This window comes from Pseudomonas sp. PDM10, assembly GCF_014852295.1.
Classification (GTDB): Bacteria; Pseudomonadota; Gammaproteobacteria; order Pseudomonadales; family Pseudomonadaceae; genus Aquipseudomonas.
Genome location: NZ_JACVBJ010000007.1, coordinates 240228 through 252531 on the forward strand (window position 1 = coordinate 240228; position 12304 = coordinate 252531).

Below are 12304 nucleotides of genomic sequence, written 5' to 3' on the forward strand. Positions count from 1 at the left end.
CGCTCGCCTGCAATGTGGACGAAGCAAAACCCGTAGGAGCAGAGCTTGCTCGCGATGCTTTTGCTGTTTAGCGGCTCAACAGAGACGCAGCCCCCGCACCACTAAACAACCCCGCACTCACCCGGTTAAACCAGCTCTGCCCCTTGCCACTGCGTAAATACCGCGCCGCACCATGAGCACCCAACCCATAAGCCAACTTGCACAGCAAATCCAGCACGGTCCAGGTCGCAATCATCATCAGCAACTGCGGCAGGAACGGCTGCTCGGCACTGAGGAACTGCGGGAGGAAAGCGGCGAAGAACAGAATGTCTTTCGGGTTACTGGCGCCCAGCATGAACGCGCGCCCGAACAGTGCGCGAAAGCGTGGCACTGGCGCAGCCTGGGGCACTTCAGCGCCGTGGGAGGGCAGGCGCGATTGCTGCCAGCTCTGCCAGGCCAGGTAGAACAGGTACAGCGCCCCGACGATCTTCAGGGCGCTGAACAACTGTTCCGACGCCAGCAGCAAGGCGCCCAAACCCAGCGCCGACGCACTGAGCAAGCAGATCGAGGCAATCACGCCACCCAGAAACGCCGGGTAAGAACGACGCAAACCGTAATTCAGACTGTTGCTGATCATCAGCAAAGACAGTGGCCCCGGGATCAGGATGACCACCAGCGCAGCGCCGCTGAACAGCAGCCAGGTTTCCAGACTCATCACTTTCCTCCATTTGCACAAAAGCCTCACCCGACGGGGTGAGGCTGTTTTGAAACCTGCTTTTGAATCGTAAACGGTTTACAAGAAAATGAACTTGGCGATGAAGATCGCGCAGAGCACCCACAGACTGATGGAAATTTCCTTGTGCTTACCGGTACAGGCTTTCAGTACCACGTAAGTGATAAAGCCCAGCGCAATACCGTCGGCGACCGAGAAGGTCAGGGGCATCATGATCGCGGTGACGATCGCCGGAATGCTGTCGGTCGCTTCGTCCCATTCGATGTGCTTCATGCCGCCCATCATCAGCATTGCCACATAAATCAGCGCACCGGCGGTTGCGTAAGCGGGGATCATTCCCGCCAGCGGTGCGAAAAACATTGCCGCAATAAATAGCACACCTACGGTCACGGCGGTAAGACCAGTCCGACCACCAGCGGCTACACCCGCGGCACTTTCCACGTAGCTGGTGACCGGCGGAACACCGACCATCGCGCCGAATACGCTGGAAGCACTGTCGGCTTTCAGGGCGCGGGAGAGGTTTTCGATCTTGCCATCCGCGTTCACCAGGCCGGCGCGCTGGGCGACGCCCATCAGGGTGCCGGCGGTGTCGAACATGTGCACAAAAAGGAAGGCCAGCACCACGCTGATCATGCTGACGTTGAATACGCCGGCGATGTTCATGGCCATCCAGGTCGGCGCCAGGCTCGGCGGAGCGGACATGAGGCCCTCGTAGTGCACCAGGCCCAGGCCCCAACCCGCCAGGGTGACGGTGATGATGCTGATGAGAATCGCGCCGAACACTTTGTGGTAGCTGAGTACGGCGATCATCAGGAAGCAGATGGCGGCCAGCAGCGGACCAGGTTCGCGCAGGGAGCCGAGCTTGATCAGGGTGGCCGGGCTGTCGACCACGATGCCCGCGGTTTTCAAGCCAATCAGCCCCAGAAACAAGCCCACACCGGCGCCCATGGCAAAGCGCAAACTCACCGGGATGCTATTGAGCAGCCATTCGCGGATCCGCGAAAAGGTCAGGAACATGAACAGCACACCGGAAACAAACACCGCGCCAAGGGCGGTTTCCCAGTTGTAGCCCATGGTGCCGACCACGGTGTAAGTGAAGAAGGCGTTGAGGCCCATACCCGGTGCGAGCCCGACCGGCCAGTTGGCGTACAGACCCATCAACAGGCAACCCAGCGCGGCGGCGATGCAGGTGGCGACGAACGCGGCACCGTGATCGATCCCGGCGTCGGCCATGATGTTGGGGTTGACGAAGATGATGTAGGCCATGGTGATGAAGGTTGTCAGACCGGCAATCAACTCGGTCTTCACCGTGGTGCCATGCAAGCTGAGTTTGAAGATGCGCTCCAGCCAGCCATTGCGTAACGGCGGCGAGAGTTCCAGCGTCGAGGCTTCGGATTTGCGGCTTTCCACAGCGAGTACTCCTCAAGAGTTTTATTGTTATTTCCAGGGCCGGACCCATGAGGGTGGCAGCGACCCTTTGAGGTACTTGCGAATTTGTTGACCGCTTGGTCAGGAACTCGCACGAAGTGGATTATGCTTTTGTATACAAATAATGCAAATAATGTTTTTGATTTTGTAGACGAAAAGTTTGTTGATCGGGATATATCGCCGCAGAGGTGCGCTGGATGATCGTTCCCACGCTCTGCGTGGGAATGCCTCAATGGACGCTCTGCGTCCGCTTTGGGACGCGGAGCGTCCCGGGCTGCATTCCCACGCAGAGCGTGGGAACGATCGGCTACTCGGCTGGCGCTTGGGCTTTACCCAGCGCGAGATTCACCGCCAACCAACCATTCACCGCCGTCTCCCCTGCTTCGGCAAACACCCGCTCGAGCAATTTCACCTGCTCGCGCCGCAACGACTGCTCAAACCGCGCGCCATCGTCGGTGAGTTCCAGCAACCGCTTACGCTTGTCGGTTTCGGACGCGACACTGTTCACCAAATGCATCTCCACCAACTGACGCAGCGGAATGTTCAGCGCCTGCTTCGTCACCCCGAGCAACGCCAGTAACTCCTTGACGCTCAAGTTTGGGTAGCGCGCGATGAAAAACACTATGCGTTGATGCACCCGGCTCAAGCCACGACGCTCGAGCATTTCGTCGGCTTTCGCGGTGAACGCCTGATAACCGAAGAAAAACGCTTCCATCGCCTGTTGCTGAGTAGCGGGGTTTTTAAGGTCAAGCATATTGACGTATCCGTTCGGTCTGTCGTAATTTCGGTCAACCAGTTTGACTCATTTTCCTCAGGCCTCGCTACCGGTGACCCCATGGCATTTTCCGAACGTGTCTCGCGCCTTAAAAGTTCTTTGATCCGTGAAATCCTCGCCGCCGCCCAGCGCCCGGAAGTGATGTCGTTCGCTGGCGGCTTGCCCGCCGAAGCCATGCTGCCGAAAGTCGAGTGGGCCGACATGCCGCTGTCCATGGGCCAATACGGCATGAGCGAAGGTGAGCCGGCGCTGCGTGAAGCGCTGGCAGCAGAGGCGCGGGCGCTGGGCGTACCCTGCGAGGCGAGTCAGGTGTTGGTGGTCAGCGGCTCCCAGCAAACCCTCGATCTGGCGGCCAAGCTGTACATCGACAACGGCACCGAGATTTTGCTCGAAGCGCCGACTTATCTGGCGGCCTTGCAGATTTTTCAGCTGTTCGGCGCCGACTGCATCACGGTCCCGCTGGAGGCTGATGGTCCGAGCCTGGCGCAACTGCGTACTCGTCTGGAAAAACACCGTCCGGCGTTCATCTACCTGATCCCGACTTTTCAGAATCCTTCGGCCGTGCGCTACAGCGAAGCCAAGCGCGATGCCATAGCAGCCTTGCTGGATGAGTTCGGCGTGACCTTGATCGAAGACGAGCCTTACCGCGAGCTGACCTTCGACGGTGGCAGCGCCACGCCAATTGTCAGCCGCTTGAAAAAGGCCAGCTGGATCTACACCGGCACCGTGTCGAAAACCCTGTTGCCCGGGCTGCGAGTCGGCTATCTGATCGCCAGTCCGGATCTCTTCCCGCACTTGCTGAAACTCAAGCAATCAGCCGACCTGCACACCAATCGCGTGGGCCAGTGGCAAGCGCTGCAGTGGATCGGCACAGAGAAATTCCAGCATCACTTGAGCGAGCTGCGGGACTTCTATCGGGTCCGTCGGGACGCTTTCCAGTCAGCCCTGGAAACGCATTTTGCGGATTTGGCGGACTGGAATGTGCCGCAGGGTGGGCTGTTTTTCTGGCTGACACTCAAGCAGCCGCTGGACACGCGTACGTTGCTCAAGGCTGCACTGGCAGCGGATGTGGCGTTCATGCCGGGCGAGCCGTTCTTCCCCGAACCGGACAGCAATCCGGGGCATTTGCGCCTGAACTTCAGCCACATCGACCCGGCACGGCTGGACGAAGGGCTCAAGCGGTTGGCAGCGGTGGTGCGTCAGGCCCAGGCGGCGGAAGCGGCTTGAGGCTGCTGGTGTGAGAGGGTGCAAAAAAAACCGGCCAATGGGCCGGTTTATTTTTATCTGAAATTTGTACGGCTTCAGGCCGCGGCAAACCGCTTGTCCAGATAATCGATGATCACCTTGGACTCATACATCCAGGTGGTCTGGCCGTTCTCTTCGATGCGCAGGCACGGAACCTTGATCTTGCCGCCTTGCTCCAGCAAGGCCTGGCGATCCTGTTCGTTGTTCTTCGCGTCGCGCAACGCCACCGGCACGTTCAAGCGGCGCAGGGTGCGGCGGGTTTTCACGCAGAACGGGCAGGCGTGGAACTGATACAGGGTCAGGTCCTTGGCCGCCGTGTTGACCTGAGCCTGGACCTCGGCAGGGCGCTGTTTTTTGCCCGGACGGGTGATGAAGTCGATGAAGATGATCAGTTGGCCAAGGCCGACACGAAGCGCTTTAACGAACACGGTATAAGCCTCACAGGGGCAAACAGAAGGCGCGCAGCTTACCTGATTTTCGCAGGCGAAAAAAAACCGGCGATGAATGCCGGTCTTCTTCGTGCTGCGAATTACTTGATCAGGCTGAGAAACTCGCTGCGGGTGGCCGCGTTTTCACGGAACTCACCGAGCATCACCGACGTGATCATCGACGAATTCTGTTTCTCCACACCGCGCATCATCATGCACATGTGCTTGGCCTCGATCACCACTGCAACGCCGAGGGCGCCGGTGACTTGCTGGACCGCATCGGCGATCTGGCGGCTGAGGTTTTCCTGGATCTGCAGGCGGCGGGCGTACATATCGACGATCCGCGCGACTTTCGACAGGCCCAATACCTTGCCGCTCGGGATGTAGGCGACGTGAGCCTTGCCGATAAACGGCAGCAGGTGGTGTTCGCACAACGAGTAGAGCTCGATGTCCTTCACCAGCACCATTTCGCTGTTGTCGGAGCTGAACAAGGCACCGTTGGTGACCTCTTCCAGTGTCTGTTCATAACCGCGGCAGAGGTACTGCATGGCTTTGGCGGCACGTTTTGGCGTGTCGAGCAGGCCCTCGCGGGTGGCGTCCTCGCCCAGTTGGCCGAGAATCGCGGTGTAGTTCTGTTCCAGTGTCACAGAGGCTGATTCCATACGGGTTTCAGAGGGGTACTGTTTCTGTCTGTACCAATTGTGTGCCAATCAAGCTCTTTTCAAGCTTCCCGAGCTCGCCCCAGTCAGTGCTGGCGTTGATCCATCGGGCGTAGGTCGATAGCAATATCTGAACGCTATGACCGAGCTGAGTGGCAATAAACGCAGGGTTCATCCCCGACATGGGGCACATGGTAGCGTATGTGTGCCGGCAGTTGTATTGCCGGCGGGCGCGAAGCCCCAAATCGGTCATTGCGGCCGGGAAGTGTTTGTCGATCACGCTGGCCTGCCGGGTTTTATCCGCATCCCGCTACACCCTGTCGCCAAGGTGCAGCAGTGATGCTTTCCTGAAGCCTGTTTTGCTCATCAGGCCGAGCAGGTCGTATCAGGCGTGAGTGATCGACAGATCGCTGATGATGCAGACAGAACCGTCTAGCGGGTCGGTGGTGTCGGAGTAATCGATCTGGTTGTACACGCCGCCGTGGAAGGCGAGTGTTTTCGTGTCCCAGGTGTTGTCCAGACGCATGATTGCGGAAGTGGATTGGACGCCGTTACAACTAGCCGATACAGAGACGGCGCCGCTCGAGTTGGCGTGAATGTTGATTTTGAAAAGTGCACCGAGCGGTACGTTATCCAAAATCGTCGAGTTGACTGGATCATCCTGGAGGTAACTGGTTCGGAACCCCATGGTGATTTTTCCTTTGTTCCAGAACACCTTTACCGGAGGTCGTTCTGAGCCCTGCACATGAATCTGACCGATCACGACTTTCTGCAGCGAGTTGACTTTGGTCAGTCGCATTTCCTGGCGGTTCCAGTGGTCCGTTGCACTGGAGAACAGCCAGTAACCTGGCTCCTTCCACTCGCAGCGGGTTCGTAGCGTACTCTTGCTCGAGGCTCCAAGTGTCGGCGCCGTCATCTGCAGCGAACCATCGTCAAGCATTGAGATGACTTCGGGGCATTCGATCAGTGCGCGCCAGCCGATGAGCTCAAGCGCAATCGGGTTGGTGTCGGAGATTGGAAGCGGGGTAGCGATGGTGAAGTTGCTGATGTCTACAGTCATGGTTTTTACCTCAGTCCATTGATGTCGCTTTTTGCTCTGGTGAGCCTTGCGTTTGATGCAGGCCTGCATCCCACTGCCCACTCGGTGAATGGACAGAGGTGATACTTGGCAGCTTCCGAGCGATTTCCCGTTGGCTTGAATACGAATATGGGCGCTCCCATATTTGGTGTCAATGGGTATTCCCATATTTTATTCCGTACCTATATTCCAGGTGCAAAAAAGCCCGCGCTTGGCGGGCTTCTCTTGGGTGGGTGTCGACTTGCCGTATTGCACGTCAGGGCACTGGACGCTCCCGAATCACCGCAACTCAGTTCACCGTGAATACATCGCCCACCAAAAGACATGGCCCAGGATCGCAATCTGCTGCTCCTGGATTTCGGCGAAGGTGTAGTCCTCGTCCGGATGCTCGTCACGGTTGAAACTGCGTAGGCGGATCCCACTGGGCAGTCGGTAGACCTGTTTCACGCGGAGCTGGCCGTTGTGGTTGATCGCGTACATGTCGCCGTCGACGATGTCGCCCAGCGAGTTCTTTCCGACGTTCATGCCAACGGTAGCGCCGTCGCGCAGTACCGGGAGCATGCTGTTTCCGCTCACCACCACGCACCTGGCGTTGCTGAACTGCACGTTGTTGTGACGCAGGTCTTTCTTGAAGAAGCGCAGCCTGGCGCTGTCGCTTTCCGAGATCACGAAACGGCCTGAACCAGCCGCCAGCTCAACTTCACGCAGGAAGGGGACATAAACCTCGTCGTCATCCAGGGGCGTGCTGTCGTCCCAAGGCTGGATGTCTGACATTGAAACGCTTGGAGGGGGGCGATTCAACGGAGCAGCATCGGACACCCCTTTGAGCATGTCACCGACACCTTCAGCCAGCCACATCGGTGAAACGCCACACACTGAAGCGATCTGGGCAGTAAAGGCGGTTGCCTTCGACTTCCCGCGCTCGAGGTCGGAGATTGAGGTTTGGGTCAGGCCTGCGCGTTCGGCAAGCTCGGTCTGATTGAGCTTGGCGTGTTGGCGGGCTGCTTTGAGTCGTTCTTTGAATTCCATCTGCGGAGTATTACGGGAGCGCCTATATCATTGCAAATCGTTATCCCGATAATGTGCCAGGCGACAGCTTTATTCGTCGCGACCTTCCATCATGGTCCGTTTGAGCATCACATAAACCGCTCCGGCGCCGCCGTGTTTCGCCTGGCACGAGGTGAAGCCGAGCACTTGTGAGTGTTGGCGCAGCCAGGTGTTGACGTGGCTTTTGATCATCGGCCGCTTGCCGTCCAGGCGCACAGCCTTGCCGTGGGTGACGCGCACGCAGCGGATTTCGAATTTGGTTGCTTCGGCCAGAAACGCCCAGAGGGTTTCCCGGGCCTTTTCCACGCTCATGCCATGGAGGTCGAGGCTGCCTTCGAACGGGATCTGTCCGATCTTGAGCTTGCGCATCTGGCTTTCCTGAACACCGTCACGCGCCCACATCAGCTCGTCTTCCGGGCCAACATCGATGACGAACTGATCGGACAGCCCGTCAACAGTGGTGGCATCGGTGCGCACAGTGGCGGCCTGACGCAACTTGGCGATTTGCGCGCGGTCAGCTTTGGGTTTGCCGGTTTCGGCGCGATCGTGTTTGATCGGCTTGACGCCTTGGATCGCGCTTTTGAACAGGGAAAAATCGTCGTCTTGCATGTCAGCCTCCGCGAAGGGCGGCCAGTTTACCCAACTCGAGGGGAATGGGGCGCGAGAAAACGCACAGCACTCGGCTCAGTCGTGCTTTTTCATCAAATGCGGGGAGATGTTCAGCTCTTGCGACTGCCGCGAGCGGCGACGGCAGCGACGCCACAGCCACACGCCGAGGTACAGCACGAACAGGCCAATCGCCAGAATCACTGCCGAACCGACCCGGTTGGTATTCAACTCGCCCAGGGCGGGTGCGTGGCCGAGCAGGCTGGCTATGCCTGCCATCGACAGCAACACACCGCTCATCGACAGCAAGGCAGCCAATGCCGCGCCGATTCGAAAACGCCAGTTGCGTTGACCTTTGGGCCGCAAGCGGCGAGCGTCAAAACCATCGGATAACTTCATTCCGACCTTCCTCAATGGGTATCGGCCCTTCGACCGGGAGTTGACCGGGATGTTCCTGAGGCTAAGACAATTACAGCAAATGATAGACTTTTGCGGATGAGCGGCGGCATGGACCGCTCATCGAGCGTCGATCAGATCAGTTCATGAGTCAATGCGAGGGTGGCGAAGTTGTCCGCCATGATCGCCATTTCGGTCTGCTGAACGTGGTCTGCGCTCAATACGCCGCCCTTGTAAGGCAGGTCGCGAGTCGCGCAGGCGTCTTCTACCAGCGTACAACGAAAGCCCAGGTTCTTCGCGGCGCGCACCGTGGTGCTGACGCTGGAGTGGCTCATGAAACCGCACACGATCAGGTCCAGTGAACCGAGATTCTGCAGGCGTTCCAGCAGTTCGGTGCCGTGGAACGCACTCGGCAGCAATTTACCGATGATGGTTTCGTCGCCCTGTGGTTCCAGGCCCGGGATGAATTCACCGCGCTCACCTTGTGGATCGAACAGCCCACCGACAGTACCGAGGTGGCGGACATGGACGATCGGCCGGCCGGCTGCACGGGCAGCGGCCACCAGTTGCTTGATGTTCGCGACGGCAGCATCCATGCCGCTCAAGGCCAACGGGCCGCTGAGGTATTCTTTCTGGGCATCGATGATGACAAGGGTCGCATGGCTCAGAACGGCAGCTGCATAACCGCGGCCGCTGAGTTGAAACATCGTTTTTGGAACGGACATTCTGGGGCTCCTTCGGGTGGGGCTTTTGCGACATTGTCCTCTGGCTGAGCGCTTCTGTGAATCGCTACCATCGTAGGCGCCGTCTTTGCTGGCTCGCAGCCTTGTCAATAGGGCCGTTTTGTTCAATAGGCGGTCGAAAAAACAGATTAGTCCTACATTCGCCCCGGTAGTTTTCCCGCGTCGTCGAGACGCGTTTTGGCTGTTAGAATCGCCAGTCGTTTTTTTTGGAGTTTGCCCCGTGATCACTTCCCGACTTCGTACCCTGCGTGACCATATCCGTTGGGCCGTCAGCCGCTTCCATGGGGAGGATCTGTTTTTCGGCCATGGGACCGACAACGCCTGGGACGAAGCGCGCCAGTTGGTGTTGGGTGCCTTGCACTTGCCGTGGGAAATCGCCGACAGCTACCTCGACTGCAATCTTGAAGAAGACGAGCTGGTCAAGCTGCAACGCTTGCTCAAGCGCCGTATCGAAGAACGTATTCCTACCGCCTACCTGTTGGGTGAAGCGTGGTTTTGCGGCATGTCGTTCATTGTCGATGAGCGCGTATTGATCCCGCGTTCGCCGATTGGCGAGCTGATTGAAAAACGTTTCGAGCCGTGGCTGGGCGCCGAACCTGCGCGGATTCTCGACTTGTGCACCGGTTCCGGCTGCATCGGTATCGCCTGTGCCTACGAGTTCCAGAACGCCGAAGTGGTGTTGGCCGAACTATCGTTCGAAGCACTGGAAGTGGCCAACCAGAACATCGAGCGCCATGGCGTCGATGAGCGGGTGTACACGGTGCAGGGCGACGGATTTGATGGTTTGCCGGGTCAGCGTTTTGACCTGATCGTGTCGAACCCGCCTTATGTCGATGCGGAAGATTTCGCCGACATGCCGGACGAATACCAGCACGAACCGGAGCTGGGCCTGGCCTGCGGTGATGATGGTTTGAACCTGGTGCGTCGCATGCTCGCCGAAGCGGCGGATCACCTGACCGAGAAGGGCTTGCTGATTGTCGAGGTGGGCAACAGCCAGGTTCACGTCTCGGCGCTGTACCCGGAAGTCGACTTCGCCTGGCTCGATTTCGAGCGCGGTGGGCATGGCGTGTTCATGCTGACGGCGGAACAGTGCCGCAACCATCAGGCGCTGTTCGCTTCCCGCGTCTGACCCCGCAATGATCGTTCCCACGCTCTGCGTGGGAATGCCTCAATGGACGCTCTGCGTCCGCTTTGGGACGCGGAGCGTCCCGGGCTGCATTCCCACGCGGAGCGTGGGAACGATCAGCTACCGGTGCGTGGCAATCCAGATCAACAACCCCGCCTGAAACACCGCAAACGCCACCAGGCAGGTAATGGTAAAGCGCAGTCCGGTGTCTTCGCGCTTGTACTTGCTGACTTTTTCTTCGTGTTTCTTGAGTTTGACTTCCTGCTCGGCGAGATTTTGCTCGGCTTGCTGAAGCATCTGCGCCGCCTCAAGAATTTCCACGACCTGCAGTTTTTCCGTACTCCAGTCACTCAACAGGTCGCCGACCTGCACTTCTTTGACGCTGCCCTTCAAATGCTGGGCGTCGGCGTAGATCACGTCGAAACCGTGCATCCGCAAAAAGTGATCGCGGCGCAGGCGAGTGTCTTCGTTCAGCGCATCCTTGTTGTTCAGGTCGGTGCCGTCGACGGTGTAGCCGGGCCATCTCTTTTTCGCCCAGGTAATGCCCTGAGCGGCCATGAAACGACCGATCCCACGGTTCATCGGTTCGATCTGCAAACCGCTGTCAGGCCCGAAATGCACGCGCTTGGTGGCGTGATCGACCCACACGTCCAGATGATTCTGTTCCTTGCGCACACGCTGGCCGGGCAGCGCAATGCTCATGCGCATCAGGCTGTGTTCCTTGTTGTTGCGCTCGGCGTAACCGAATTCAACAAAGCGCAGCGGCCGTCCACCGGTGTTGCGGTCGGTTTTCAATGGGGCCAGACGGAGCATCTTGTGGTGCTCGGCGTGGACGTCCGCCCACGGCAGCTCGACCACTGGTGGTGCGTCTTTTTCAGCAGTGGTGTCGGGTGAAGTCTGGGTATCAGTCATAACGGCGAGATCCTGTCCAAGCTCTGCTTGCCGCCAGTCATAGCGCTGGCGACAAAGGCTTATCGGCCGTTTTTTTCAGGACTGGAGGGTTAGGGCGTTCTAAACCAGTTTTTACGCCCCTAACGCCGCTAACTGGCGCGAAGTCCGTCAATAAACCCGAGGATTCGCGTGCCGAGTTCTGCCGCCAGCGGCAATTGCGGATCCTTATAAGAGGCCAATTGCCGTTTTACATCGTTGGGCACGATGCGCATCACGTGGTTCATGCCTTCGATCAGCGCCAGCTCGGCGTCCGGTTTGGCGGCCTTCAATAGCCTGGCGTCACCGACACCGACCTGGATGTCGTTGCTGCCCTGGATGATCAGCGCCGGCATCTTCAATTTGGCGAACGCCGCTGCCGGTTCCTGGCGGAACAATGAAATCAGATACGGCTGCACGCTCGGGCGGAAAATCACCTGCAATTGCGGCGGTACGTTGTCGTCGGTGCGGCCGGCCTTGAGGCTGTCGAGCAGTTCATTGCTGCGCAGCATCAATGCTGGCGGCAGGCGATTGCTCAATTGCTGGCGCAGCACCTGATCGATCGGCCGGGCGCTGCCGGACATGGAAATGACCGCGGCGGCGTCCAGGCTCGGCGCCGCGAGGCTGGCGATCAGGGCGCCTTCGCTGTGGCCCAGCAGGATCAACTGGCCAAATCGCGGGTCGGTTTTGAGCTTGCGGCCCCAGGCCTCGGCGTCGGCCACATAGGCTTCAACCGACAGATTGCGTTCATCCGGGGTCGCCGCAAGGCTCGCCGCCACGCCGCGTTTGTCATAACGCACGCTGGCGATGTTGTGTTTGGCCAACACCCAAGCGAGACGCTTGAGGCTGTCGTTGCGTCCGCCGTCGGGGTTGTTTCCGTCACGATCTGTAGGACCGGAGCCGGAAATGATCAGGACAACCGGTACTGGTGTGTCGGACTTGGGCAGCAATAACGAGCCGAAAAGCTCGCCGGTGCCGGTGTCCAAGGTGATCGGGCGTTGCAGGACTGTGGCCTGTACAAAGCCGGTAAAGAGGGTAAGGCTCAAGGCTATAACTCGCAGCATCATCACGCCATCATGAACAAGATGCCGGTTGGACTCGCAGGCACCCATAAGGTTCGAGGATGAACTAGTC

Annotated in this window: 14 protein-coding genes and 1 pseudogene; 2 read left to right on the top strand and 13 right to left on the bottom strand. The window is 58.7% G+C overall.

Annotated elements, in window-relative coordinates; genetic code table 11:
* Nucleotides 1-67 precede the first annotated feature (67 nt).
* The 3 genes from IB252_RS24315 to IB252_RS24325 form a co-directional block, all read right to left on the bottom strand.
* Entirely contained in the window at nt 68-694 is a 627-nt protein-coding gene (locus IB252_RS24315; RefSeq protein WP_192410512.1) for a LysE family translocator, read from the bottom strand.
* Nucleotides 695-772: 78 nt separating this feature from the next.
* A complete protein-coding gene (locus tag IB252_RS24320; RefSeq protein ID WP_192410513.1) occupies nt 773-2122 on the bottom strand; it encodes an NCS2 family permease in 1350 nt (449 codons plus the stop codon).
* A gap of 325 nt (nt 2123-2447) precedes the next feature.
* Nucleotides 2448-2894 (bottom strand): MarR family winged helix-turn-helix transcriptional regulator, encoded by a 447-nt coding sequence (locus IB252_RS24325; protein ID WP_008146140.1) that lies wholly within the window; start codon nt 2892-2894, stop codon nt 2448-2450.
* A gap of 81 nt (nt 2895-2975) precedes the next feature.
* On the opposite strand from IB252_RS24325, the gene IB252_RS24330 reads away from it, so the two are divergent.
* The gene (locus tag IB252_RS24330; protein ID WP_192410514.1) at nt 2976-4142 is read left to right on the top strand and encodes a PLP-dependent aminotransferase family protein; all 1167 of its coding nucleotides are present in this window, start codon (nt 2976-2978) and stop codon (nt 4140-4142) included.
* Between the two features lie 74 nt (nt 4143-4216).
* Here IB252_RS24330 and IB252_RS24335 read toward each other — a convergent pair whose 3' ends face one another.
* From IB252_RS24335 to IB252_RS24365, 8 genes and pseudogenes are all read right to left on the bottom strand, one after another.
* Entirely contained in the window at nt 4217-4588 is a 372-nt protein-coding gene (locus IB252_RS24335) for a glutathione S-transferase N-terminal domain-containing protein (RefSeq protein ID WP_192410515.1), read from the bottom strand.
* Nucleotides 4589-4689: 101 nt separating this feature from the next.
* Entirely contained in the window at nt 4690-5235 is a 546-nt protein-coding gene (folE, locus tag IB252_RS24340; protein WP_218536260.1) for a GTP cyclohydrolase I FolE, read from the bottom strand.
* Nucleotides 5236-5257: 22 nt separating this feature from the next.
* Nucleotides 5258-5539: pseudogene (locus tag IB252_RS30220) on the bottom strand (site-specific integrase); the annotation flags it as partial.
* 93 nt (nt 5540-5632) lie between these two features.
* Nucleotides 5633-6307, bottom strand: a complete 675-nt coding sequence (locus IB252_RS24345; RefSeq protein WP_192410516.1) for a polysaccharide lyase family 7 protein — start codon at nt 6305-6307, stop codon at nt 5633-5635.
* A 312-nt stretch (nt 6308-6619) separates the two neighbouring features.
* Nucleotides 6620-7354 carry an XRE family transcriptional regulator gene (locus tag IB252_RS24350; protein WP_192410517.1) on the bottom strand — a complete coding sequence of 245 codons (735 nt, stop codon included), beginning with the start codon at nt 7352-7354 and terminating at the stop codon, nt 6620-6622.
* Between the two features lie 69 nt (nt 7355-7423).
* A complete protein-coding gene (locus IB252_RS24355; RefSeq protein WP_008146127.1) occupies nt 7424-7981 on the bottom strand; it encodes a Smr/MutS family protein in 558 nt (185 codons plus the stop codon).
* 75 nt (nt 7982-8056) lie between these two features.
* A complete protein-coding gene (locus IB252_RS24360) occupies nt 8057-8377 on the bottom strand; it encodes a hypothetical protein (protein ID WP_192410518.1) in 321 nt (106 codons plus the stop codon).
* A 131-nt stretch (nt 8378-8508) separates the two neighbouring features.
* A complete protein-coding gene (locus tag IB252_RS24365) occupies nt 8509-9099 on the bottom strand; it encodes a cysteine hydrolase family protein (RefSeq protein WP_008146122.1) in 591 nt (196 codons plus the stop codon).
* A 238-nt stretch (nt 9100-9337) separates the two neighbouring features.
* Between IB252_RS24365 and prmB the strand changes: the two genes are divergently transcribed.
* Nucleotides 9338-10246 carry a 50S ribosomal protein L3 N(5)-glutamine methyltransferase gene (gene prmB / locus IB252_RS24370; protein ID WP_192410519.1) on the top strand — a complete coding sequence of 303 codons (909 nt, stop codon included), beginning with the start codon at nt 9338-9340 and terminating at the stop codon, nt 10244-10246.
* A 117-nt stretch (nt 10247-10363) separates the two neighbouring features.
* On the opposite strand, the gene IB252_RS24375 is transcribed toward prmB, so the two are convergent.
* Both IB252_RS24375 and IB252_RS24380 read right to left on the bottom strand, forming a co-directional pair.
* Nucleotides 10364-11155 carry a hypothetical protein gene (locus tag IB252_RS24375; protein WP_111448995.1) on the bottom strand — a complete coding sequence of 264 codons (792 nt, stop codon included), beginning with the start codon at nt 11153-11155 and terminating at the stop codon, nt 10364-10366.
* Between the two features lie 128 nt (nt 11156-11283).
* Nucleotides 11284-12282 (bottom strand): alpha/beta hydrolase, encoded by a 999-nt coding sequence (locus tag IB252_RS24380; RefSeq protein ID WP_192410520.1) that lies wholly within the window; start codon nt 12280-12282, stop codon nt 11284-11286.
* Between the last annotated feature and the right edge of the window lie 22 nt (nt 12283-12304).